The organism is Roseobacter sp. N2S (assembly GCF_031454055.1).
Classification (GTDB): domain Bacteria; phylum Pseudomonadota; class Alphaproteobacteria; order Rhodobacterales; family Rhodobacteraceae; genus Amylibacter.
Genome location: NZ_JAVDQB010000014.1, coordinates 70,093 through 94,823 on the forward strand (window position 1 = coordinate 70,093; position 24,731 = coordinate 94,823).

The window sequence follows — 24,731 nt, forward strand, 5'->3', positions numbered from 1 at the left end:
CCCAAGGCAGCAAGGTTTCAGGTCAGTGATGGACCACCCTACCCTACCCTATCCAGTTTCTATACCATCATCAAAACACCTTCCCTTATGCATCTGATATGTGCACCAATTCGTATGTCTTGTTTTCATAGCGGCACAATGTCGTTGCGAAACTCATAGACTTTGCAACAATGCCGGTACTTTCGGTGACTGGCGGTCCAATGCCACGAGGTGGGCCAAGGTCGCGATGCTACTCATAGATGACATCGTTCTTGCGCCCATCCTTCCACATCGGAACTTGAGCGCCAGTATTCCACACATAGAGCCATCCAACCACCTCCCGCGAGTGGCGGTCCAGGATGCGCTTGATTGGCGTTGCATGTAGTCTCTTTTGGCCCGTTGGTGCGTTGATTGCATCAGATAGGGCAATGGTTTGCGGATCGAGCCGATCGCAGGTGGTACTTTCCAACATTTGTTTTTCCTCAGATGAATGGTTGAGCAGCTATGTCGCCGCCGAAAGGTTCCGGCTGGTTCTTGCTCGAACCAGTTGCGCGCTCTGGTTGCACTTCTAAAGGGTGGAAAAGCACGATATGAAACGAATGGGGTCGAAGCGAAACGAAACAGAAGTTTGCAAGTAGTTGACAAAGAACGGTAAATATTTTCTGCGCCCGGAGAGAAACGATAGGGACTTTAAGGAACTGTTTAAGCACCTAGCCTCGGCAGGTGCGGGTCGACCTGTGGATTGTGACGGGTTTCCTGAAGGTCCATGGACACCTGATCTTCTTGCAGCAGCCATCACGCAGATTGATCCTAGCGGTGCTGGGGTCGAGCTGCGAACGGTGCAACTGTGGTTTCAAGACAACGAGAAGGGTATTAGCTCTGAAAATATTCGATGGCTGGCCCGGATTTTCGGCTGCAACGACCCAGAGGCAACGAGCGAATGGCAGGCGGAGCTTAGCGCGGCGCGATCAAGCTTGTTGGCCAAAAGGCGCGAGAAGCGAAACGCAAAGGAAAGCAATGCGCCGGAGGTGCCAGATTTGGCGCAGCCCGTTCACGCCGACGGTACGTCAGTCCCACAATCTGATAGGGCCCGAGACGACGCCAACCGCCGGAATCAGCGTTTTAGTCTGGCGAGAACATCGGAATCCTTGTTTGGCGGGTCTCCCTTGAACTTACCGTCGTCGGTATTTGCCGGTGCCGTCGCACTTGGGTTCTCATCCTATTTTCTCGGCATCCATCAAGCAACTTTTGACTCACTGGATGGCCACATTAAGGAGGTAGGATTTATTTGGGCACCCAATTGGACATTTCTGTTTATGGTGTTCATGCCGCTGTTCTTTGCGATTGTCGCAGAACTACTGGTCTTTTGGAAATATGAAGGGCGCTTGCATCTTGTGGCTCACCCCGACCGGATGGATAGTTCCGACACTTGGGCGCGCAACGTAGAAGCGTCTTCTTGTACGTTTTGGGCGGTCTTTTTGATATGTTTTCTGTTTGCGGGTGTCTTTCAATGGATCGGGGTTCGCTTGCTTCCGTTGGTGCAAGGAGCTGGTAGCATTGCCCCTGATTGGGGCTCGTTGGCGCTTGTGCAGCCAGAAGTTATATCCGTTCCGGAAGAGATCGTGTTCACAGGCTTCGCATATTTTTACATGTGCGTCTGCTTCTATGTGTTCTTCGCGGGCCTCATATTGCTATATACGGTGGTCCAGGATTTTGAGAAAATTCTGGCGGGGTCAGACGATAAGCAAAAAGCTGAGCATCAACACGAAGCCAATACAGTTGGTGCTCGGGTGATGCGTGGGATTTTTCGATGTACGGTTCTGGGGATCTTCATTGCGATCTGCATGAAGCTGCAAAGCACCTACTTGGCATCCAGCGGGACAAACATCGTACGTTGGCTGGTTGGAGACATGACTTCGATCTTCAATACAGGCGATGAAATCCACAGCTTGACCGACTACAGTGCACCGAACCATTTCAGTAGCCTTCTTATCGTTTTGGCGACAGTTTTTGTCTTTCTGTATGGCGCTTCCCGATTGGGCGCGAGCGGTCAGTTTCATGTCCTCATGGGCATGATGGTAACGACCGTAGCTATACTAGTGGCCAGCTATTTGCTGATCGGTGTGTTCGCGGGCTTCTCCATTTTACTGAGCGTAGCGGTGCTAATCGCGATTTACGGCCTGTTTGATCCGGGGTTCGAAACATGGAACGCGGTAGAGCAGAGAGACAGTCAAAGTGTATCATAATTGGCTGGATCGGTGGGATGAACGGCGCGTACAGCGAGGCAACGAACTAAAGAAAGTGGCCGATTTCGTCCTTGATGCGGAACTCGCGTTTCCAGGCAAAAAGCAGGTAGGTAGCATCGCGGAGCTTTGTAACCTTGCAGACCAGGCCGTCGAGGATCCAGCCTTCTTTGATGAACCAATCGATTCAGCTTTTGAGTTCAGTTTGAAAAATGACTGGATCAAGTTTCCATCGGACGTCTCAACCGACACCGAAGAGAACAATATGGTCTGGTCGAAGGTGACGGAAAGCGGTTCATTGGATAAGGCGCTAGTCGTTTTTCACCATTGGAATGCAAGCAAGCAGCAACGTCAGATTGCGAACTTCTTCTCGAAGCGCGGCATCACTGTCGTCGAGATTGCGCTGCCCTATCATTTCCAACGCAGCCGTCCCGACTCGACGCATGCTGATTATATGCTTAGCTCGAATATCGGTCGAACGATCCAATCTGTCAGGCAGGCCGTTTTGGATGGCCGGAAACTCATTCGTTGGCTGAAATGCCAAGGATACAAGGAGATTTCAGTTCTCGGGATGAGTCTAGGTTCGTGGGTTGCTGGGTTGGTCGCGGCGCATGACCCGGCTGTAACGAAAGCCTCGCTTTTCCTGACGGCCGGAAGTTTGGCAGATATGGTCTGGACTGGTCGCGCGACACGGCTAATACGCGACAGCCTAGAGTCAGAGATTGATCTTACCGATCTCAGAAGGGCGTGGGGACCCCTCAACTTGGAAAATCACGCTCATAGGTTGGGACGATCTGATCTCGATCTTCAGCTTGTGCTGGCAAAGCGTGACAAAGTGGTAATGCCAGAGCTATCGCAGAGATTCATTCAGACATTGAAGGAGACTGGGGGCAGCCCAGATATTCTGGAACTCAACTGCGGTCACTATTCGTTGGCGATGCCCCCTCACATCATGTTTGCCGGCTTAAGATTGAAGCGGTTGCTCAAGCACGGCCAATGATCGCTTAGGACTTGTCGCTCACCTTCATACCAGCTGAGATCGCATCGTTGCCCGTGAATACAGTGACCCAGGAGTCGGCGCTGCCGAGATCAATGCAGCGCAAGCCGGTGATTATTGCCCATCACGCTGAACAAATTCTCCATATTCTTGGCTGACCTCCTGCGCTTCGGTGAACGCACGGCCCCGTTCAATCTCCAAACACCGGAAGTATGCTTGAACGTCGTTGATATAGGTCTCGAAATCCCGTTTTATTAAGTCGGCATACTCTTTGGCGGTGTCCGGATCTGCCGGAACGAACGGTCGATCCGGGGCATAACAGGTTCCCGCATGCACCATCGAGGCTATAAAAACACACGATATTGTAAGGCCGTAGGTGAGCTTTCTGATGAGTGGCAATGCCTGTGCCCCCTTAGATGCTGGAAAAATTCGCTGCTTATGCTTAAAGGTGGCGTAGAAACCGTCTTCCTTCAAGTAACAATATTATAACTTGAGGGTCGCATTATAATATTGTAGTAGCAGGGTACCCGAGGAGGGGCCCTGTTTGCCAACCTGAAAAGAGAGCGCAAACGTGGGGACAGACATACATAAAGAAGCGCCCAATGTGGTTACCGAAACATTGCTCCGATCTCTCATCCAGAACGGATATCAAGCTGAGGTTGTATGCAAAACCACAGCGACGAAAAAAGCTGCGGTTTGGTATGGGGTCTGGATCATCCGTGTGGTCAACAAAGATCACACGTATGAGAAGCTGCTTGTTTCTGCCCGAAACCGAGCCACGCCAGAAGACGAAATTACTGCGCGGGCCTTCAAGACTGCCAATGGACTTATCTCTTTCATGCAGGGGATGGGCTTCGAACACGTCGATATTCCATTGGTTGAGGGCAGGCGTTCTACCCACATCCTCACGGACAACGCTCTGGACACTGACAACAGCTAGCGCGACAGCGCTATTTCTGATCAGCACCACCGCAAACGCGCAAGCTATGGTGCTGGTCATGCGAGGCGATGGCTCGCTGGAAACATCGACCTCGCAAAGCAACTTCGCAAGAAATTACAATGATGGGGTGGGGCAAGGCACCGCCTCTCAAGGTCTTCAACTCTTTGGCCGCGGTGCCAACGAAGATACGTCGCCGGGTGGCGCTGGCCCTCGGGTCGCTTCGGTTGCGGCTCGCGCTGCCCGTGGACGCCCCGAAATTCTTGCTGCCATTGATGAGACGGCGCTGCGCTACGCAAGCCACCCAGCCCTGCGACGTGCTGGCCTGTCCGTAACCGAATGGCGACTTCTGTTCCGCTCCAACATTGAAATTGAAAGCGCCTACCAGACGAACGCTCGTAGTCACGTCGGTGCGATTGGCTTGGGACAGCTTATGCCAGAAACCGCGCGCGATCTTGGCGTTGATCCGCACAACTGGCGACAGAACCTCGATGGATCGGCCCGGTATCTCTTGATGATGCTGGTCCAATTCGGGGACGCGCGACACGCTTTGGCGGCATACAACGCCGGTCCTGATGCAGTCACGCGCTACGCGGGTATTCCGCCCTATCAGGAAACCCAAAACCACGTCAGCCGCGTGCTGGCCGTGTTCAACCGGCTAGAGGGAGATAACTCATGAAGCCTACCACTACCAATATGGTGACACTGTGCGGTGTGCTGCTGATTCTGGCGCAACCGGCCCTGGCACAGTCCATCGACTTGTCACCTGTCCAAACACTGTTGCAAGGCATTGTTGACGCGATTACCGGCCCCCTCGGTATCGTGATCGGCACGCTCGCTCTGATCGGCGTCTTCTTGTCTTGGCTCTTTGGCATTCTCGATTTTCGGCAAGCCCTTTGGGTCGTTGTCGCAATCGCCGGTATCGCAGCCGCGCCGACGATCGTTGCCGCTATCTGGACCACATAGGGAGCTGGTAAGATGGCAGAACAGTCCCGTCTTTTCATTGGCCTCGTAAGACCTCCCAAATTGCTGGGCTTGCCCATCATGTACGCAATGGTCTGGTTATTCTGGTCTGTTCTCGTCTTCTTGTGGGTTCAGCATTGGGGCGTCGCTCTCGCGTCGGCCCTTGCATATCCCGCTCTGTGGAAAGCCGCGGATTGGGACCCTAATTTTTTAGATGTTGTAGCAATCACGTTGCAGGAAACACCCCCTACCCCAAACAGGAATATCCACGGAGGAAACAGCTATGCCCCGTGATGAAAGTTTCGATCCAATGACGTTGCTGCCTGAATGGGTAAAAAAGGAAAAAGAGCTAGCCCACATGCTTCCGTATGTGAGTTTGGTCGATGATTATACCGTCAGGACACGCGGAAGCGAACTATTTCAATGTATTCGCCTCGAAGGTGTGAACAGCTACACGACCGACGACGATCATCTTGACAAAATCCGCGCCCTGTTTGCTTCCATCATTTCGCAGATCGGCCCTGAGTTTTCGTTTTATGTCCACAAGGTTTCAAAGGCCATCGACCCGGCGTTGATGGCTCTTAAGGGTGACGACTTTGCGGCCCATGTCGATCAAAAATGGACTGCATTTCTGAAAGATGGCGGGCTGCGCGACAAAACACTCACCCTGACGATTTTGCACCGCCCTGCCCTGACCTCCAAGCTGCCGTTCAGTGCGAAAAAATCCATCGCTGCAATTAAGGCCCAGACTGAAAAGCGGATGCGTCGTGTCAGTGAAGTTGTTGGATTTCTCAAATCCACCTTTGCAGACATGAATCCCCGGCTTTTGTCAGCTTCAAAAGGTGAGCTGCTTGGCTTTCTGGGTGGCCTGAACACCGGGCAAGAACTTCCGCTCTATCCAACCTCAAAATACGGCTTTCTGGCGCAAGATGTAGCCAATTCAAGGATCACGTTTCGCGGCACGATTTTTGAGGTTTCAGAAGGGGCTGTCGGTTCGCGGTATGGCACAAGCTTCGCCATCAAAAACTACCCTGCGAAAACGTCTTGCACGATGTTCGATGAACTGAACCTGCCGGTCGATATGGTTGTCACGCACTCGTTCACACCGATCAATAGCAACCTCATGGCAGGCCGAATTAAGAAACAACAGCGTCTAATGCGGGCCGCTGACGATGGGGCTGTGTCTCTGGAAGCCGAATTGGCCGAGGCGTTGGACGATCTTGAATCGAAGCGTCTCAGCTTCGGGGACCACCACATGACGGTGACCGTCTTTGCTTCCACGCTTGAAAACCTTGACTCGATTGCTGGGGAAGTCCGCAACACAGCTGCTACCGAAGGCGTCAACATGGTTAATGAAGCCTTCGCCGCACGCACCCATTTCTTTGCACAACACCCCGGCAACTCCGCAAAGCGCAGCCGGAAAGCGGCGGTAACCAATAAGAATTTTGCAGACTTCGCCGCCTTCCATCGGACACCGCTTGGAAAGCAGGGTCATGAGGTGCCTTGGGGGACCACGATTTCGATGTTCCCAACACCGGAACGGTCTGCTCACTGGTTTAATTACCATGAGCAAGGTTCCCCCGACAAAGAGCCGACTGGCGGACACACTCTGATCCTGGGTCGTCCAGGTTCAGGTAAGTCGGTACTGTCAGCTTTCCTTATGACGCAGGCTCGGAGGGCAGGCGCGCGACTTTTCGTCTTTGACTATCGCCTCGGTATGGAAATGGCGGTTCGCGCCAATGGTGGTCGCTATACAGCGGTCAAGGCGGGTGAAGCCACGGGACTGAACCCGCTCTGGACGGAGATTGACGAACGCGGGCAGGCGTGGCTTGCTGACTGGCTCGCCTCTCTTATCTACCGCACAGACAAGCCGCTTACCCCCTCTCAGACCAACCGCATTCAAGAGGTTGTTCGTCAGAACGCAACAGTCTCCGATCCGGAGCTTCGAAACTGGCAAGACTTGTCTTCGTTGTTCGTCTCTGTCGATGATGGTGGCGATCTGCACGATCGGTTGCAAGAATGGACTGCTGAGGGACGTTACGGCTGGATATTCGGCCAAAACCAAGAAGATACGTTCTCACTGGATGGCGACGTTGTAGGCTTCGACCTGACGGGGATCTTGGACAGTGAAAGCAAAAAAGAGCGCATGGCCGTTCTGTCGTATCTGTTCCGCCGCGTAGAGCGAGTGATTGAGGATCGCCAGCCCACGATCATCATCATTGATGAGGCGTGGAAGGCACTCGACAACGGCTATTTCGCAGAGCGCCTGTCAAACTGGCTTGTTACCGCGCGGAAACAAAATGCTGTGGTCGTGATGATGACACAATATGCCAGCCAGCTCGAACAAACACGCACGGGCAAGACAATCATTGAAGCTGTGCCGACGCAAATCCTGCTCCCAAACATTCGGGCCAATGCGTCAGATTACGCAATGCTGAACCTGCACAACAAGGAACTAGATGTCTTGCTGAACACCGGCAGCAACTCGCGGCTTGGGTTGGTCAGAGACGATGACGGATCAGTCGTCATAAACGCTGATCTGAGCGCCCTTGGGCCGCTTCTAACCATCCTCGGCGGGATGGAAAAAGGTGAACAACTGGTGGGTGCCGATTATCGCCAGCGACCGGACTTCTGGAGAGTAAAATGAAACTGACAATAACTGCTCTTTTGGGCGTACTCGCTCTGAGTGCCTGCACAAACTATCAGGGACCGAAGGCTAACTGCTTTGATGGCGGCTCCACAACCCGAGCCAAACACGATTTGACGTCTGAATCGCTTAGCTTTGCAGCGCAGTCAAACGCAACAGTTTCGACGCGCAATGCTCCCATGAAGAACTGCACATTCGAGGCCCTCGCCGCTCCTGCGGGCCCTCGGGGACAGTAATGCGTAGAGCCCTCACATACACAGCGATTGGCCTGATCTGGGCCACGTCCTCGGTGGGTCAAGGCGTACCTACCGTGGATGGGGGTTTGGCTATTAGAAACCAAGCCGCGAACGCTCATCGTGAAGAAGACCTTGCTACCCAACGTGAACGTTTATCGACTGCTGAGGCTATTGCGGAAATCGAGGAAGAACAGCTTTCGGTTCTTCAACAGATTTTGGATGCGCAATCCAGTTTTGGTGGGCAAGACATCCCTGCAATGGTCACTGGTCTCGAAGATGGTGAATTGCCTGAACAATCGGCGGATACGCTGTATGCGGCGGTCGATAACAATCCAGCCGGGGATCAGATGTTCGGTGATGCAAACCAGAACATTGAACAACTCATCATTCGCGTAGCACTGGAGACCCACGGTTTGAGTGGTGTTGGAAGCGCCGGTTTATCGGTCCTTCAATGGCGCTGCCTTCTGCAAGCTCTCATCTGGCAAGAAAGCCGCTTTACTATCGGTGCTCGTTCGCCGGTAGGTGCTTTCGGCCTGACGCAGATCATGCCCGGAACGGCGGGCGATCTTGGCATTTACCCGGCCTTTTACGACAGCCCGTATTTGCAGGTCGAAGGTGGAGCACGGTATCTGGCGCAAATGCTGCGTATGTTTGATGGCAACATCATTCACGCGCTCGCGGCCTATAACGCCGGACCAGGCAACGTCCAGAATTATGGCGGCGTTCCCCCATTTCAGGAAACACAGCACTACGTGCAAGTGATCCCGCGCAAATACAATGAATATCTGACCCGTGTGGGCGGTATCGACGCACTTGGGACCATTGACCCTGCCCTTCTTGCAAATTCGAATCTGTCAATCTCTGGGGCCGGTGCCAGCTTCTATGGCAACAGCTCAATGCAGAATGTCGAAGCAGCGGCCTTGCATGTCCAGAACATCGTTCGCCGGATCGGGCAGACGCAGGACATTCAAGAGGCGATGGCTCTCAACTCATATGCGCGGGCAGAACTGGTCCGCCTCGTTGCGGTGCTGACACGCCTGAAAGCTGCACGCACTCGGCCTTTGAGTGACGCAGAACTGGCGATGGCAGCTGCACAACTCAAGGAATCGGAATTTATGGACTTCACATTGGAGGAACTCGACTAATGGAAAAATTCGTCAAAACACGGGTGTTCATGCGCTCCACCATCTCAGCCACCGTTCTCGGTGCAATCGGGTTTGTAGCTGCGCCCAGCCTACTTGGGGGCGGCGCAGCGTATGCTCAGGGTGTCCCAACTGTCGATACCCAGAACATCGCGCAGGAAATCCAGCAACTTCGGCAGATGATCGAAGATGAGGTGTTGCAAAACGAGCAGCTTCAACAAGCGCTGGCCCAGCTTGATACGCTGCGCGAACAATACGCCCAGCTTCAAGAGACCTATGCCGCCCTGACGGGCCTCATGGAACTGCCTGAAATCATCACAACGCAGTTTGAGGAAGAACTGAACGGCATTTTGGATCAGGAGTTTGGTGATATTCTCTCGACCATTGAAGCGATCAAGAACGGCGACTGGTCGCAGCTTGCGGGAAATGGTGCATCGGGCATTCAAACCCAAATGACGCGCGTGTTGGAAGAAGCCGGTTTCAATGAGGATACATTGTCGGAAATGGCAAATAGCGGTGCTGCTGGCGCTGAACGCACCGCGCAGCAGGCCACGACAGGTGCGATGATGTCTGCCGCCGCCCAAAACAGCTATGAGGAAGCCGGTCAGTCCCTCGAACGGGTTGATCGTCTCGTTGGCATGATTGGCGATATGGAAGAGCTGAAAGACAGCGTTGATCTGAACACCCGCGTCACTGCTGAACTGGCAATCGCTCTCGTGGCCCAATGGCAGTTGGAAGCCGTGCAAACCGTTGGGACAGGTCAAGCCGGTGTGCTCGACGCCGCAACATTGGCAGAAGAACAGCAATTCATGGACTTCACATTGCCGACCCTTTCGGCTGACTAATCAAGGGATAATGACGTGACGATTGAACAGGAAATCATTGAGGAAGAACTGATTTACGGCGCTCGACGACGTGAACTGTTTTGGCAAAAGCTGGGGCTTTCGGGATTGGCGTTTGGCGTTTTAGGGTGCCTTGCGGCTGCGGCTGTGGCGATCCTCGATGTAGACCCTGACCCGGTTGTTGTGCCTTATAATCCAGAAACAGGGATGGCGCTCCCCAACGCATCGGTTGGTGCTGTTCGCGTGACAGAAAATCAAGCCGTCATTGAGTCGGTTGTGTTCCGGTATGTGACCGATAGGGAAACATACAACCAGCTCGACAACGATCTGCGTGTCCGCAGCATCCTTGAACGCTCGGATCGTGCGGCCGAAGCCTCCATGCGCTCCCTCTGGGATAGTGCCAACTCGAACTATCCGCCAACAGTGTACGGCCAGAATAGTCGTCTTGATGTGGAAATTCTCAGCATCAACCGAATCGGCTCAAACCGCGCTCAGGTTCGTATGCGCAAGCGTTTGACCTCGCCTCAAGGTGTTCAGGCCGGGCTTTTCACCGCGACATTGCTTTTCGAGTTCCGGCCTGAAGAACGTCGCTCGATTGATGATGTATGGAGCAACCCCTTCGGTTTCACAGTCATTGAATATGCCATCCGCTCAGACAGATTGGAAAATTGACATGAAGGCAATAAAATCAATCATTCTGTCTCTGGTTCTGGTTCTGGCCCTTGCGGCGGAACCCGTGTTTGCAGAAGCCATTCCTCGTGCTGGGGGCAATGATCGCCGTGTTCGCATCGCGACCTATCAGGAAGGTCAGGTATACCGTCTAAGCGTCAGCTTGACCCACGTAACGTCCATAGAATTTGGGCAAGGCGAAACAATTCGCTCAATCATTGCCGGTGATACCGAAGGCTTCCAGCTCGATGGTGTTCCCGGTGGCCGTGCTTTCGCTGTCAAACCAAACGCTCGCGGGGTTCACACGAATATTACTGTCTACACGAACCGTCGCAGCTACTATTTCAATGTCCAAGAGAACTCATCACCGACCTATTACGTGGTGCAGTTTCGGTATCCTCAAGACAACGCAACGGGCAGGAATACAGTCGCTCAACAGGCAGCGAATTACAATTACGCAGTCAGTGACAGAAAAGAGTTCACGCCAACATCTGTTTGGGATGATGGGACGTTTACTTATTTCCGGTTTGCGCGCGGCGCACCGGTCCCGGCCATTTTCCGGGCGACAGGCAGCAATGAACGGACGGTCAACAGCCAGCAGGTTGAACACGGTTTAATGCGCGTTTCGGGTGTCAGTCGGCAATGGGTTCTTCGCCTCGGTGATGAAGTCGTTTGCATTCAAGCCACAGCAGGAGGCTCAGGATCATGAGCGACACAAACGATCTTGAAAAACGGCTGGCGGCCTTGGAAGGCGGCAGTTCCGCCGCTGCGGCTAAAAAGAAACCGTCACTTGCCATGGCCGCGGCTGGCGCAGCAGGTATCGCCCTCTTGGGTGGTTTCACTTACCTGAGCTTGCAGGGGGACGGAGAAGCATCGTTATCCACGGCACAACCCGAAGAATTTCAGACAGAAGGTCAAGGATTTGGCGAGATTGACCCATTCGTCCCGCCGCCGCCGCCTGAGCCAGAGATTCAGATTGTTGAAACACAAGTTGAACCCAATGCAGATCTGTTGGCACAACTGGCGGCACTGCAAGCCCAGATCGAAGCTATCAAGAACGCACCGGAGCCTGAAGCCGAAGACAACACGGCGGCAGCAGAGGCTATGCAGGCTTTGTCCGAACAGATCGCAGCTTTACAACAATCTTCAGAAGCCGCCCAACAGCAATTCCAAGATGCGCTCGCTGAGCGGGATCGCGAATTGGAAAAACTTCGCATGGACCTTGAGCTTGCTCAACTGCAGGCTCCCACCCCTGCCCCGATACCATCGACTATGGACGACGTTGAAGCGCGCCGCCTCGCAGAACTAGAAAGACGCCGCCAAGCCGAAATGGCATTTCAACAGGCTCGAATTGAATCACCTACCATCGCCTTCGGAGGTGGTACTGGTGCTGATGGCTCGTCTGAATTGACAGAAAGAACGCTCAGCCGAGTGCAGGACTTCGTTGTTAACGGGGCATTGCCGTCACCCGTCACTCAAGCTGAAGTAATCGCCAACCCGTCAAACACAGTCGTCCAAGGCACGATGATCCAAGCGGTGACAGAAACGGCATTGGACAGCTCCCTTCCCGGCGCTGTGCGCGCAATCATTTCTGAGGATGTTCACTCGTATGATGGATCTAGGGTCTTGATCCCGCGCGGGTCACGGCTGATCGGTCGATACCAATCAGGTGCTGAGATTGCGCAAAAACGTGTCACCATCGCATGGGACCGGATCATCATGCCAAACAACCAGACGGTAGTGATTAGCGCATTCGGCGGTGATGAGCTCGGCCGGTCCGGCGCAACCGGCTTCGTGGATACTCGGTTTAGCGAACGCTTCGGTTCGGCGGCACTAATTTCACTGATAAGCGCCCTACCGGGCGCGGCGGCAGCGCAGGTTGAAGACGAAACCTCTGCCGAGGTGTTGGAAGACGTCGGTGACGATCTTGCCGATGCAACGGATAGCGTGATTGGCGATTATCTCGCCCTTGGCCCTGTGATCTATGTGGATCAGGGTTCGCGCATCACAGTCATGGTTGATCGCGATTTGGAGATTTTCTAAGTGGCATCAAACTATCTCCAACAAAGCCTGGACAAGCTTCCGGACGCCAAGCGGGATGATGTGATTGAAATTTGCGTCAATCCTGATGGCACTGTGTGGGGCGAATTTCACGGCGACCACTTCATGAGTCGTCTTGAAACCGTTCTTACCCAGACGGAAATCAGAGACCTCTCAAACCAGATTGCATCTGCCGCCAGCACGACGATGAGTAAAGACAAACCGATTGTCTCTGTAAGCGTGACTTATCGCGGGCGTCCAATTCGCGCACAGGTGATCCAACCGCCTGCTGTGAGGGATGGATACTCTATCGCTCTGCGCTTCTTTTCCACCCTGTCGCTGGACGACATTGAACTCAAGTTTCTCTATGGCGCAGAACGCAGTTTGGAAGTGGATCGGCAGACCAGAAACCGTGAATTGCGAGAAGTCGTAAAAGGCGGCGACATTTACGCTGCCGTGCAATTCTGTGTGGAAAACAAGCTGAACATGATCGTATCGGGCGGCACTTCCACGGGGAAAACCGTCGCCGCGCGGAAGATCCTCGCTTACGTGCCAGACGACGAGCGGATAATTACTATCGAAGAAGCTGCCGAATTGCTGCCATCGCAGCCTAATGCGGTCACGCTGATTTCAAACCGAGACGTTCCAGCACAATCGGCGGACACGTTGCTCACCTCAACCCTTCGGATGCGGCCTGACCGGATTGTGTTGGGAGAGGTGCGTGGCCAGGAAGCCATGACGTTCCTAGAAGCAATCAACACCGGTCACGGCGGGTCAATGACGACGCTTCATGCAGAAACCCCTCAACTGGCGGTTCAGCGCTTAGCAATTGCCGCACTTAAAACTGATGTGCCAATGACTTACAGGGACATGATACAATATATCGAAAGCTCGATTGATGTAATCATTCAAGCAGGTCGCCATAAAGGTGATCGCGGGATTACGGAGTTTTACCTACCCGGAACGCCTGAAGAAGGAGACAAAACATGAAGCAGTTTGAGCATGAATTTCTGGTCTTTGATATGGCCAGCAAAAAGGGTCTCGCCCAAATGCGCGCAACACTCGCAGAGTGGGGTGCAGCAGGTTACGAGCTAGTTTCCGTTGTGCCGTCCGATATGCACTCACGGAGCGTTACGGCTTTCCTGAAGCGCGAAATCGCTGAGCTTACAACGAGCAGCGGAGAAGCGGCATGATCCGTTTCTTTGTGACAACCGCTCTTATTGCTGGGTTCGTAAGTGTCACACCGGTATCGGCTCAGGTCACGATAACGATTGGAAGCGAGACGCCAAGGGTTTGCCCAGATCAACCACCCCAACCCGAATGGGTTGATCGCATCCCTTTGCGTGAAGCTCACAATAAAGTGCTGATCCAGCAAATGTATCGCGCCCAGAGCATGCAAGCTGTCGCGGAATCCGGGGACTGCTCTTGTGAGACCAGGTTTCCCACTTGGGAAAATGTCGAAACTACGTTCCTCGAAGCCTATGCCGACTTAGACCGTTGGGGCGCGACCGAACGGACGGAGGAGTATCGCAATCTTGCCAACGAACACCGCAAGATCGCGAAGCCAATATGTGAGCACCAAGGCAACTGGTGAGGAAACCTAGATGAGTGTCGTTACGTACTTTGTGGAAACAGCCGAAGGCTATTTGAACACTGCTGCCGAAACCCAGTTCGGATCCGTGGCAGCAACTGTTGGAACTCTGATCAACCTCGCCTCGATCATCTTGGTAGTCATGGTGTTCATCAACATGGCCTATCAGTATAGGTCGATGGATGGGCGAACGGCGTTTTGGCTTGCGGTGAAAATAACTTTAGTCGGGGTGTTTGCGTTAAACTGGACGCAATTCAACTCTTTTTCCACAGCAATTCTCAACGGCATTGACAGCATTGCGGGCGCACTCGTGGCCTCCGTTGGTGGTGGCACACCCGGCCCGTCCGGAACATTCGCAGAAGAATTTGACAGCCTAATCGCATCCCTAGGTGATTATCTCAACGCAGCAGGTTCAGAACTGAATTGGATGGCGGGTGCGATGCTCGATATTCTCGGCGTCCTTTTGCTTTCTATCCTCGGCGGCCTGGCTGCGTTCATTCTCGTCGCTTCCCGCCTGATGATCGCCCTACTAATAGGCATGGCCCCCATCATGATCTTTCTGACGCTCTTTGAGGTCACCAAAGACTATTTCGCCCGCTGGCTATCTGCACTCATTTCGTTTGCATTGTATCCTATCGTTGTTGCGGGCGTCTTTGCGACGATAACGGGTGTGTCACGTGCGCTCTTGGGCGAGCTAGGTGATCCCGAAGGTGCATCGAATATCGGCGCACTAATCCCCTTTTTCATGATGGTCCTGATGGCGAAGGGATTCATTATTGCCACGCCATTTATCGTTCGTGCAATCTCAGGGAACATCGTCATGCCCGCGCTTACAAGCGGCATGGGCGGAGCTTATGCCTATGGACGGGCATTGGGTGGTAGCCAACAGGCATACAGCCGTATGGGTGTCGGTACCGCGAGCGGAGCCGAGGTGATCGCAATTCGAACTCGACAAGCGATGGGGATAAACCGTCCAGCTGAGACAACAAGTCGGCACCAATCAGCCAATATGAAACCAACTGCACCACCGCCACAAACAACCGGCACCGGCCAGCAAATGCAGCGGATGCTGGCCCGGTCTGATCGGTTGAAAGGCAAATAGACCATACGGGAGCATCCAGTTGATCTACACGTTGCCTTTGAAGAACAAGAAAAGGCACGCCTATCAGCGGGCCTTCTTCTGTCTTTCGAGGATACTCACGCTGTAGCGTAAGTTTTCTGGACCCCCTGCCCTTCTTCGACAATTACCGCCTCTAATTCGGCCAGCTCGGTTGTAGCCGCATCAAGCGCTCCAAGATCAGCATCTGAGACAACCGCCGGATCGGGAATATCGAGCCGCTGTTGCACAGATAAATTGAACTTGCCTTGACGGTCCTCAAAGTCACGTGTCACCTGAACAACAGCCTTCGCCTTGCGCTTTCGCGCCGAGGTTTTAACCGTAGCCCGATGAGGCTGGTTGCTGGTAAGGGCCACGGACGCATCCCTGTCTGTGATGGTCCTATCGGCCTTTTTCGCCACCTCGGACCCTGCCCCGTCTTCGGGCATCGGAGCGGGCGCGGATGGAGCCTCTAGCCCAGTCTCGGCCACGTCCGGTGCTGTATCAGTCGTGAGTGTCGTTTCGGGAAACGGCAGCCCACCTGTTTGCGCCTCGCTGATCAACTTGAAAAACGGATCGTCATAATACTTGATGCGCTTCGCCCGGATCGGCATTTGTGCATCCACAACGATAATAACATCATCGAGCGGCAACCTCCTTGCTTCATCCTCCGGCAGCAACGACGTTTCTTCCGTTCGTTCCGACATGCTTCGGCCTTCAAATGGGTTTCTCCCGATGGAGCGAGACCGTGTGACAACCCGCTTGGTGGTCTTGCCAACAGCTTTGCTCAGTTCTTCGACTGTCTTTTCATCAGATGGGGTCAAATACAGCTTCACACCTGCGTTGCCCTGCAAGGCACGGCGGGTGTTTTCGCCGTAGATCTCATCTAGGGCCGGGATCGTTTGGGTGACGATTGCCAGATGGGCTTTATATGAGCGCAGCGTTTCAATGCTGTCTGTAACAATCGGCATTTTTCCAAGACGGTTGAACTCGTCCAGCATGATCATGACTGGCCAAGGTTCGTCCGGACCAGGTTCTTTGTCCTGCAAAGATGAAATCAAGTCAGAGAAAAACAGTCGGATCAGAGGCGCCAGTGGCTTCACCATGTTGGGCGAGACCACAAGGAAAACGGAAAAAGGTTTCTTGCGGATGGTTCTGAAATCGAAATCCGAAACCTGCGTGGCCTTGTCGATCGCTGGATTGCTCCATTGATCGAGGCCGGAAGTCATCAACAACGACACATAGGAAGTCAGCGTATCGTTGTTGGTTGATGCCAGCCGCTCAAAGATCAGCTTCGCGGCACGATTCTGCACCTCATCTCGGCGTTTCATGAACTCTTTTTGTTTGTTGCCACCGCTCGCGCTGATTTGGTAAATCTCGCCCAGAGTTGGCCGGCCGCGCTCGAACACCAACAGACCGGCAGCGACAAAGAGATCAATACCGCCTTTCAAGAGACCCTGTACCCTGTCGCTGTCAGCCTGCAAAAACAACGATGCAAGCAACTGCAATTCCATCTGCTGCCGATCTGAATCTTCAAGTTCTGCGATGCGCAGCAAGGGGTTATACCGATGGCTACGCCGGTCATGCCAGTCGGTTGGTGCAAATCGGAAAATCTCGTCACCTTGTGACGCTCGATGACGGGCGGTCGCTTCGAAGTTTTCACCCTTGACGTCTAGCACCACGGCAGACCCCTTGAAGGTCAACAGGTTCGGAATAACAAAGCCGGTCGTTTTACCTCTACCGGTTGGCGCAACGATCAACGCATGTGGATAGATTTTCGAGCTAATCATCGCCTTGTTACTCTTTGGCTTACCCAACTTGCCCAGGATAAACCCGCTGCCGGGTGTATTGAAAAAGCCGTTCTTTCGCATGTGTGCAGGCTTTTGCCATTGGGTTCTGCCAAACTTAGTCAGCGCGTTCCCTGACAGCACGGCGCTGAGAAGAAGACCAGCAAGCCCGAACCCGCCGACGATCAAATTGACCAGGCGAAAGTCCTCTGGCCGATATGTTCGCATCCCAAGGTAGTTTTGGGCCAACAACCAAAAGTCCAGATCGGCCCGTATGCCATAGTCTCGGAACGTCAGGAACGCTGTCGCCACGACATACCCGAAAATCAGTGACAAAATGGTCAGAAGAAAAATCCCGACCGCGATTTTGCCCTTATCCATGAGTCTGTCCTTTCTCGGAATTCGCGTGGACATGCTTCAACCGCTGCGCATCATATTCTTCCTCGGCAATCTCCGAGACGACTTCGCGGGTCGCTTCACTACTCGAGGTCGCCTCATCTGATTGCAGATAGGCTTTGGCGGCGTAGAGACGGTCCAGCCTATTATCTATGAGCTCCGAAAGCGCTTCGCTGTCACCGTTGCGCAATTCTTCAAGTCGTTCGTCGTTAAGTTCCCGTTCGATCTCTCCACGATAAATTTCACGGCTGCGGTCGTCGGAGAATGGTGAATTGATTTTGTCGTTGCGCTCATGTTCGATCACGCGGGCAATCTCCGGCGATGCCACAACGCGCTGTTCGACAACTATGCGGTCGCTCTCGCGCACATATCCTTCTGGGGGTCGAATAATATCTGTGGCTCTATCCCATGCCCTCGACGCAAGCGCCGCGTGGGTCGCAGACTTCGCCGCAAACGCCTTGAAATCACCGTTGGCAACTTTGACTTGTTCACGCCCGTACTCTCTGGCGTCGCTGTCGTCGGAATAGCCATAGTTGAAGTCAGTTTTGGCAAACCGGTCTTCCATGGCTTCAAAAGCGCGGCGATCGTCCGGCGAAACACCCACAAGTTCAGGGTTGTCGTCGATGCGCCGTGTAACTGCATCCTCAATGTCAAAGCTACGCTCAGCGATATGCGCATTTGAATAGCCTTGACCACGTAAACGGGCAACTTCCGCTGTAACACTCTCTGAAATCGCGTCATCGCGGTCCTGTATCGCAATGCCCTCGCGCTCGGCTCTCTCAATACCTGCCACAAGCCTGTTGTCTTCGGCAGCATGTTCCACGCTATCTTGCCGCTCTGCTTCTTCCCTAAGAAACTCTTGGTATTCGGGGCTGTTCACGTCCACATCTGCAAGGGCGTCCACTTCAATGACGCCATCATCGCGCAGAACCTCGACCCGTTCCAAAGTCTGGCCCAACTGGACATGTACTTGATCCAGCTTTTCAGCCGCGATTGCCAAGTCCTCTTTCCGTTCAAGATTCAATCCTTCGTTCTTTGCAATCTTTGACAGGTCGTCGGCCATCCACCGCTGCTCAAGCCACGCATTGCTGGCCCCCTGCTCTACCCGCGCGATTACCGCCGAAGATGAAATGCCCGTGCCACGCAAAGCCGTTTCGATTTGCGCTCGCGTATCCGGCTCCCGCATGGAGGCAACAGCGTTTTTGTTGATATTCGCCTCGGAATAGACGCCCGTATCTGACGCCGCATCGTTTAGTGTCGCAGAACGGACGCCAACAGGCTGCATGTGAGCGACGTTGCGATAGATCGCGTCCAATTGCTTTTCATACTTGGCCTTCATTGCATCCGGTGCATCACGGACAAACTGTTCAACCCTCTCTGCACGCTCTGCAAAACGACTTCTCAGATCGTCAAAGGATTCTTGGGTCTCCATGTAAACTTCTCCATTCTGTTCAAGTTGCCCGCCCTGCCCCAGCATTTCACTGGCAAGGATCAAGGCGTTTGATATGTCTTCCCGGTTCTCAGCTGACGCCTCTGCGGCCAACGAGCGGTAAATCCTGGACGTGGTTGCGATTTCCGCCAACGCGCGGTCCAGGTCACGTCCGACCCTTTCACGGGCTTTGGGTTCGCGACCTTCTTCCTTGGCCGCGTAAATCTCTTCCGCTTTGGGTGCGTAGGTCAGAACGCCGCGATCGATGCGCCGGGTTGCCTCAAGACGAACCCCAAATTTTTCTGCTTCTTCGACCATCGCGGTTCGGAAGTCGTCATAGTTGAAGTGGTGATCTCGACCGAGATAGAAATATTCACCTTCTTGGGAACGCCGGTTCAGCACCATATGGGCATGAGGGTGCGCCCTGTCCTCGTGAACCGCTATCAAATAGTCAAAATTCCGTTCATCGTTTGCAAAAAACCGCTCGGCTACGGCGGATGCTATGTCACGCACGTCTGCTCCCTTTGTCCCAACGGGAAACGACATGAGCATGTGCGTAGTGTGACCCATCTTTGGTCGGAAACCTTCGTCCCAACGGCTCGAGAAGCGATCTACAACAGACTTGATTTCGTCTGCACTCAACTGCTTCTTTCCATCGAGAACACTGCGGCTATCGACGATGAAGGATGATTTACTCGTGAGGTATTCGAGCTGATTGGAAAGCTGGCCCTTAGTGTGGGTGCCACCAGACCGAATGGCTTTGAACACCGCTGCTCGGTGGCCCTTTGCCGCCCTTGTCATTTGCTTGCGCTTTTCGCCCAACCCTTGCGTCGAACCGCGCACGCGGCTCCAACCCTCACGGAAAATCTCGCCGGTTACAGCACTAACTGCATCACTCTTCGCCATCGGCCAGCTCCTTCAACGCCTCGTTGACCAACAGGTTGATCCTATCTGTCCGCCGCCGAACCAGAAGGTCCACTTGATCTGCAAAATCCAGGACGAACCCAGTTAGGCTGCGCATCTGGGCCAAACTTGCCTGCCCGAAGGGGGGCCTAATCCCCTTGTTGTTGGCCTCATTCATTCGTTTGGCGATCTGCGTGACGTTGTTCCCGACACGATTAAGGGCCGCACGAAAGCCCTTCAGCTCGTCGGTCAGGTATTCGTCCGGCTGGAGAATCCCATTTGCAGCTTGGATCAATCGCCGCATCCCGTCGGATCGGCTGTTGACCCCATGCCGCCCAAGCAACGCCTCAAAGGTTCGCAATTCCTCTGGTGTTACAGTTGTTCCGATTTGTGCAGTCCTAATGCCGCTGTCGCGTTTTCGCATCTGTTCCTTGCGAACTGTGTACTGGATTGTTCTCGGCGTAACGTCGAAACGCTTCCCAAGTACCTGAGCGGAGACGCCTCTTCGCGATTCACGGACGATTTCCAATCGCTCCAAATCAGATAAGCGGTGGCGTTTAGCCATTGCGAACATACACTCCCTATTTCCTGCCAACTTCATACAATCACTTAGGCTTTGACGCAATTATAATAATGTGGCTACCACTATAATATTGTCAAAGCCGCTAAAAGTGAATTGTATTCCGCTGCAAACCGAACCCTCGGGGTGAGGTTGTCGAGCCAGGAGCGAGACCGGCCATAAACCGAAGGTGACGGCCCGATCTTGTATAATGGCCGCTGAGCGGCCTCCGTGTTCCTTCCGCACCCCCTCCCCTCGGCAAGAGAGAATGGTGCCTTAACGGGGCGCTCCGCGGCTCAGGCGCGATGTTATACCCCCTGCCCTACCCTCGTTCTTTGAATTCCGGCTGCTTTGCGTGGGTCTAGAAGCACGAAACACGCCGCACGTAACACGATACATGCCACACACCGCCCGATACACGCTACAAATAACAATCAACACGATACCTGCTACTCGTAACAGGAAACAGGAAACAGGAAACAGGAAACAGGAAACATGCTTACCGATATATGATACACGCAACACGATACATGCGACAGGCAACACGCCACAAGTAACAGTTGACACGAAACACTTATCCAGCAACATGCTACACGATACATGTGGCACGCAACACAGCACGCGAAACATGATCCACGAAACAAGAAACACGATTGAGGTCAAGAAACATGCCAAACGAAAATATGAAGGTCATTTCGGTCATGACCCGAAAAGGTGGAGCTGGAAAAACAACGCTGACCCGAGCGCTAGTGAGCGCCGCCATGTCACGCGGCAAACGCTGCCTTGTTTTCGACGCCGACCCACAGCAGGCACTCGTAAGATGGGCAACCAAACTCCAACTGAATGACCCCTTGTTCAAAATAGAACCGCTAACAAAAGCCAGTGAGCTGGAACAAAAGGCCGAAGAAGCTTACCAAAGCAACACAGCGGATTATGTGTTCGTGGACACAATCGGCGCAGCTGGTGCTTGGGCCGATGATCTGGCATCTGAAAGCGACGCAATCGTTGTTCCGATGATGCTAAGTGATGACGATCTGGAAATTACAACGGACACGTTCAACTGGTATGTTGGACTACGCGAGCGGGCCGACGATCCCGAAGCACTACCAAGTTTCCATGTGGTACTGTCGGCGGTGCCTCCAAAACAGAGCAAAGCCGAAACAGAAGTTGAGCGAAAAGCCCTGAAAAATTTTCCGGTCTTGGACGATTACTTCATGGCGCGAAAACAGCATAAGGACGCTGCCGCCGATGGCTTCATTCACTCCATTGCCCAAGCCCGCCGCGAAAGCAAAAACCCGTTGATGCGGGTTCATGCGAAGCACTTTGAAGAAGCGCTTGAAGAAGCATCTTCCATTCTTGATGCGCTGACAGGGGACAGCTGATGGCACGGAAGAAGAAACCCAAAATCTCAGGTTCAGACCCGTCATATACTTCGGATTTCACCGAATACACGAGGCTCCCAACAAATAAGCCGCCAGAGGTTCAAGAACCAAAGGCTGCACCCGAGCCTCAATCTGAACCGGCCCAGCAAACGGAAAAAACGGTACCTGCCCCGAGGACACGGAAACCAAAGGCTAAACCGACAAAGTCGGCAGAACCAGAGAAAACTGACGCGCCTGAGCCCGCAAAGCATCCCGGCTCCAAACGAGAAATCACACTCACCGCCGCTGTAAAAGTCGAACAGCACAAAAAGCTAGAAGACCTCGAAGGCAAAGGACTTGCTCAGAAGGATGTCATTGCGCTCGCCGGACGGCGAGCAATCGAACGCTTCGATCCAAAGCCCGAGTTTGTCGACAAACCAGAAGCAGAGCGTGGACCCATGCGCGAGGGATACCGTAGCAGCAAACGCATAGATGCTGCCATGATTGACAGGCTACGTAATCAACAGGACCCTTTGCGATTGTCCTCTGACGCTGCGATGGTGCGCGGACAGTTTGAAATACTATTCTGGTCGTGCCTCGATGAAGTCATTGAAGAACTGAACAGCAAGTATTGATAGAAGGCGCGGCAAGCCGCGCAAATAATCCTTTGAAGGGGGAAGGAGTTTCGGCTTCCTTCCCCCTGAAACAAAATAGACAGGGCCGTGTCCTCGCGCTTTGCGCTGCGGGCCGCACCAACCCCGTCGATTTGGTTTCACCCCCATCCTCTCAAGCTCCGCGCATACTCAGGGGTAAGCAGCCGCTTACCCTTTTCCAATTAAGGAATTCGGGCAGGGGAAGTGCTGTTCTCAGTGCAGACAGAGGAAAACCCATGGCACACAACAAGAGGCTCGAAGCGAAGCCAATAATACGAATTTTGGACAGAAAAACGCGCGAAGTGGTGGGCTGGCTCTATGAATGGAACACGGGTGAGCGGGTGCCAATGTGGAAGGACGGATGCAAGACGGATGTGGTGTACGAATAAAGCCGCCGATCGCGGATGATCAGCTTGGTCAACGGACGGAAAAATTGCTAGGCTGTCTCCCAAGAAAGGACCCGGCCTATGCTTTTCCGTAAATCTCTGATTTTTGGCACGCTTTTTGGCCTCCTTCCGCTCTCTGCCGCTGCCTGGGAACACAGCGTGGAACGCGGCGTTGATCTTTATCAGGCACTTGATGGTAGCGTTTCGCTGTCGTTGATTTGCGACCCTAATTCTGTCTATGGAACAACGGCTAGCGCGGTCATGGTCGGCGTCGGTACCGAACTGGAAATGAACGTGCCTGTGACGTTCCGTTTTCCCGATCTGATCACAATTCAAGTCACCTTGGTCTATGGCCGAGTTTCCAAAGCCGATAACAAAGGCGGGGCTTGGGAACCATTGCTAACAGGATTTCGGACCCATGACGCCGTTGCGGTGTTTGTCGGTGACGAAATCCATGAAGTAAACCTGGGCGTCCCCCTGCCGTTTAGTTGCCTGTGATCTGGCCCGTAGGGCCATCGCGCGAAGCGCAGGGCGGGGCAGGGGGCGGGCGCAGCTCTTCCCCTGCCGCGTCACCCCCACCGGCACAGAAACTGCCCCGCCGTTGCAGGCTGGGGCAGGTATCGGCCAGATAAGCCAACAGGGAGTAGGATTAGCCTATCATCCTTGGGCCGACACTCACTAAACCTATGCGGCCGCCCTTCTTTCTGATTTGCTGACAAGATCGTTGATGTAATCCAACCCTTTTTGCGCCTCTGCTGCTGCCTTGAAAATCATGTCCTTGTCCGATTTCAGGGCCTCAAGCCATTTTTCGATATAGGCCGCGCTCTGATCAAACTGCGGTTCAACGCCAAGCTGAACACACAAGAAACATGCGCCAATTTCAGCCACCAATTCGTCAAAGGCGTATTCTTTCTTGGTCACATTGGCCTTTTGGGTCGCTAGGCGCGGCTCTCCGCAAACCCAATGCGTCAACTCGTGCGCCTTCGTGGCATAATACCCCGACGCATCATAAAACGTCTGAATCGGCGGCATGTGGATGTGATCCTTGGCGGGGCTGTAGTAGGCCTGCGGTTTGTCCGACGTGACAATCTCCGCGCCGGACGCCTCAAAGAAGGCTTCAAGGGCGGGGTCTTCGACAGTGCCAAGATCGCGGGGCGGTTCGGGCCGCACATAGTATTCTTCGGGCAAGCCGTCGATCTGATCAGCGTTAAAAACATTGTTGGTTTTGGCAAACCGAATTTTGCGCTTTCCCTCTTCACCTTCTGCGGCGTTCTCGTCTTTGCGTTCAAGCGATCCATAAAAAACCGATTTCGTGGCCCTCTGGCCTTTTTCCACACATCCACCTAACTCCAACGCTTGTTTGAAAGTCATCCAGCGCGCTGAGTTATAGCCTTTCACATGGGCAGTCGCCCAAAGCATCAGAATATTGATGCCTTTGTATTGTTCGCCATTGTGCCGCAACGGGAAACACGCGCCAGCCGCGTCACCAGTCCACGGTTTGCGCCAAGGCGGTGTGCCTGCCTCAATCTGCGCGACAATCGTATCTGTGACGTGCTGTTTAATATCGACTTTTGCCATAAACTTAGTCCTTCGTGGTGTGGGCGGGGTCATTGCCCCTTTGCAATGGTTTTTTGGACAACCGCTGAAAGCGGCTGCTCCTGAAAACCTGACCCGCTGGCGAAGCGTGGGGGGTAGCAAGGGCAACAGGAATCGACAGGTTTGGTGCGGCCCGCAGCCGAAGGCGAGGACACGGGCCTGTCTATTCCTGTTGACCGCGCGAGGGGGCGAAGTCCCCTTAGCGACGTGACGCTGTGGCGTTCGGCTCGCCCGAACCCCAAGTCACCAAGAAAAATTTTGGATCGACCGAGATCCGAT

Annotated in this window: 25 protein-coding genes; 19 read left to right on the forward strand and 6 right to left on the reverse strand. The window is 53.7% G+C overall.

The features are described from left to right. Positions 1–229 precede the first annotated feature (229 nt). Positions 230–451, reverse strand: coding sequence for a hypothetical protein (locus GGE09_RS21415; RefSeq protein WP_188678646.1), 222 nt, complete (start codon positions 449–451; stop codon positions 230–232). A 166-nt stretch (positions 452–617) separates the two neighbouring features. Between GGE09_RS21415 and GGE09_RS21420 the strand changes: the two genes are divergently transcribed. Both GGE09_RS21420 and GGE09_RS21425 read left to right on the forward strand, forming a co-directional pair. Next, positions 618–2,225 (forward strand): RcgA family putative transporter, encoded by a 1,608-nt coding sequence (locus GGE09_RS21420; protein WP_188678644.1) that lies wholly within the window; start codon positions 618–620, stop codon positions 2,223–2,225. Then, positions 2,215–3,222 carry an RcgR family putative quorum lactone hydrolase gene (locus GGE09_RS21425; protein WP_188678636.1) on the forward strand — a complete coding sequence of 336 codons (1,008 nt, stop codon included), beginning with the start codon at positions 2,215–2,217 and terminating at the stop codon, positions 3,220–3,222. Before GGE09_RS21420 ends, GGE09_RS21425 begins: the two co-directional genes overlap by 11 nt. A gap of 111 nt (positions 3,223–3,333) precedes the next feature. Here the strand turns inward: GGE09_RS21425 and GGE09_RS21430 are convergent, their stop codons facing one another. Next, on the reverse strand, positions 3,334–3,618 hold the full coding sequence (locus GGE09_RS21430) for a hypothetical protein (protein ID WP_309748163.1): 285 nt from the start codon (positions 3,616–3,618) through the stop codon (positions 3,334–3,336). Between the two features lie 172 nt (positions 3,619–3,790). Here GGE09_RS21430 and GGE09_RS21435 point away from each other — a divergent pair, with 172 nt between their 5' ends. The 14 genes from GGE09_RS21435 (at position 3,791) to GGE09_RS21500 (ending at position 15,388) form a co-directional block, all read left to right on the forward strand. Continuing rightward, positions 3,791–4,159, forward strand: a complete 369-nt coding sequence (locus GGE09_RS21435) for a hypothetical protein (protein WP_309748164.1) — start codon at positions 3,791–3,793, stop codon at positions 4,157–4,159. Between the two features lie 46 nt (positions 4,160–4,205). After that, entirely contained in the window at positions 4,206–4,835 is a 630-nt protein-coding gene (locus GGE09_RS21440; protein WP_188678632.1) for a lytic transglycosylase domain-containing protein, read from the forward strand. Further along, positions 4,832–5,122, forward strand: coding sequence for a TrbC/VirB2 family protein (locus tag GGE09_RS21445; protein WP_188678631.1), 291 nt, complete (start codon positions 4,832–4,834; stop codon positions 5,120–5,122). Before GGE09_RS21440 ends, GGE09_RS21445 begins: the two co-directional genes overlap by 4 nt. A gap of 12 nt (positions 5,123–5,134) precedes the next feature. Next, on the forward strand, positions 5,135–5,413 hold the full coding sequence (locus tag GGE09_RS21450) for a type IV secretion system protein VirB3 (RefSeq protein ID WP_188678629.1): 279 nt from the start codon (positions 5,135–5,137) through the stop codon (positions 5,411–5,413). Next, complete coding sequence (locus tag GGE09_RS21455) at positions 5,403–7,766, forward strand: type IV secretion system protein B4 (RefSeq protein ID WP_309748167.1); 2,364 nt, start codon at positions 5,403–5,405, stop codon at positions 7,764–7,766. The genes GGE09_RS21450 and GGE09_RS21455 overlap by 11 nt, the downstream gene beginning before the upstream one ends. Before the next feature lie 235 nt (positions 7,767–8,001). Beyond that, positions 8,002–9,147 (forward strand): lytic transglycosylase domain-containing protein, encoded by a 1,146-nt coding sequence (locus GGE09_RS21460; RefSeq protein WP_188678625.1) that lies wholly within the window; start codon positions 8,002–8,004, stop codon positions 9,145–9,147. Then, positions 9,147–9,989: a type IV secretion system protein gene (locus GGE09_RS21465; RefSeq protein WP_229678632.1), complete on the forward strand. Its 843-nt coding sequence runs from the start codon at positions 9,147–9,149 to the stop codon at positions 9,987–9,989. The genes GGE09_RS21460 and GGE09_RS21465 overlap by 1 nt, the downstream gene beginning before the upstream one ends. Positions 9,990–10,004: 15 nt before the next feature. After that, positions 10,005–10,658 (forward strand): type IV secretion system protein, encoded by a 654-nt coding sequence (locus GGE09_RS21470; RefSeq protein ID WP_309748168.1) that lies wholly within the window; start codon positions 10,005–10,007, stop codon positions 10,656–10,658. 1 nt (position 10,659) lies between these two features. Beyond that, positions 10,660–11,364, forward strand: coding sequence for a TrbG/VirB9 family P-type conjugative transfer protein (locus tag GGE09_RS21475; RefSeq protein ID WP_309748169.1), 705 nt, complete (start codon positions 10,660–10,662; stop codon positions 11,362–11,364). Next, positions 11,361–12,698, forward strand: coding sequence for a TrbI/VirB10 family protein (locus tag GGE09_RS21480; protein WP_309748170.1), 1,338 nt, complete (start codon positions 11,361–11,363; stop codon positions 12,696–12,698). The genes GGE09_RS21475 and GGE09_RS21480 overlap by 4 nt, the downstream gene beginning before the upstream one ends. Continuing rightward, complete coding sequence (locus GGE09_RS21485) at positions 12,699–13,685, forward strand: ATPase, T2SS/T4P/T4SS family (RefSeq protein ID WP_188678616.1); 987 nt, start codon at positions 12,699–12,701, stop codon at positions 13,683–13,685. Beyond that, a complete protein-coding gene (locus tag GGE09_RS21490) occupies positions 13,682–13,888 on the forward strand; it encodes a hypothetical protein (protein ID WP_188678783.1) in 207 nt (68 codons plus the stop codon). The genes GGE09_RS21485 and GGE09_RS21490 overlap by 4 nt, the downstream gene beginning before the upstream one ends. Further along, a complete protein-coding gene (locus GGE09_RS21495; protein ID WP_188678614.1) occupies positions 13,885–14,289 on the forward strand; it encodes a hypothetical protein in 405 nt (134 codons plus the stop codon). Before GGE09_RS21490 ends, GGE09_RS21495 begins: the two co-directional genes overlap by 4 nt. Positions 14,290–14,299: 10 nt before the next feature. Beyond that, positions 14,300–15,388, forward strand: a complete 1,089-nt coding sequence (locus GGE09_RS21500) for a type IV secretion system protein (RefSeq protein ID WP_188678612.1) — start codon at positions 14,300–14,302, stop codon at positions 15,386–15,388. Between the two features lie 95 nt (positions 15,389–15,483). On the opposite strand, the gene GGE09_RS21505 is transcribed toward GGE09_RS21500, so the two are convergent. From GGE09_RS21505 to GGE09_RS21515, 3 genes are read right to left on the reverse strand one after another with little or no spacing between them, the layout of a single operon-like run. Further along, positions 15,484–17,550, reverse strand: coding sequence for a type IV secretory system conjugative DNA transfer family protein (locus tag GGE09_RS21505; protein WP_309748172.1), 2,067 nt, complete (start codon positions 17,548–17,550; stop codon positions 15,484–15,486). Beyond that, the gene (locus GGE09_RS21510) at positions 17,543–19,900 is read right to left on the reverse strand and encodes a relaxase/mobilization nuclease domain-containing protein (RefSeq protein WP_309748173.1); all 2,358 of its coding nucleotides are present in this window, start codon (positions 19,898–19,900) and stop codon (positions 17,543–17,545) included. Before GGE09_RS21510 ends, GGE09_RS21505 begins: the two co-directional genes overlap by 8 nt. Beyond that, the gene (locus GGE09_RS21515) at positions 19,887–20,462 is read right to left on the reverse strand and encodes a transposase (RefSeq protein WP_188678601.1); all 576 of its coding nucleotides are present in this window, start codon (positions 20,460–20,462) and stop codon (positions 19,887–19,889) included. The genes GGE09_RS21510 and GGE09_RS21515 overlap by 14 nt, the downstream gene beginning before the upstream one ends. A gap of 677 nt (positions 20,463–21,139) precedes the next feature. On the opposite strand from GGE09_RS21515, the gene GGE09_RS21520 reads away from it, so the two are divergent. From GGE09_RS21520 to GGE09_RS21530, 3 genes are all read left to right on the forward strand, one after another. Beyond that, positions 21,140–21,838: an AAA family ATPase gene (locus GGE09_RS21520; RefSeq protein WP_309748174.1), complete on the forward strand. Its 699-nt coding sequence runs from the start codon at positions 21,140–21,142 to the stop codon at positions 21,836–21,838. Next, on the forward strand, positions 21,838–22,452 hold the full coding sequence (locus GGE09_RS21525) for a hypothetical protein (RefSeq protein ID WP_188678597.1): 615 nt from the start codon (positions 21,838–21,840) through the stop codon (positions 22,450–22,452). Before GGE09_RS21520 ends, GGE09_RS21525 begins: the two co-directional genes overlap by 1 nt. A 485-nt stretch (positions 22,453–22,937) precedes the next feature. Then, positions 22,938–23,354: a hypothetical protein gene (locus GGE09_RS21530; RefSeq protein WP_188678596.1), complete on the forward strand. Its 417-nt coding sequence runs from the start codon at positions 22,938–22,940 to the stop codon at positions 23,352–23,354. Between the two features lie 186 nt (positions 23,355–23,540). On the opposite strand, the gene GGE09_RS21535 is transcribed toward GGE09_RS21530, so the two are convergent. Beyond that, positions 23,541–24,434, reverse strand: coding sequence for a zincin-like metallopeptidase domain-containing protein (locus GGE09_RS21535; protein WP_309748175.1), 894 nt, complete (start codon positions 24,432–24,434; stop codon positions 23,541–23,543). Positions 24,435–24,731 lie beyond the last annotated feature (297 nt).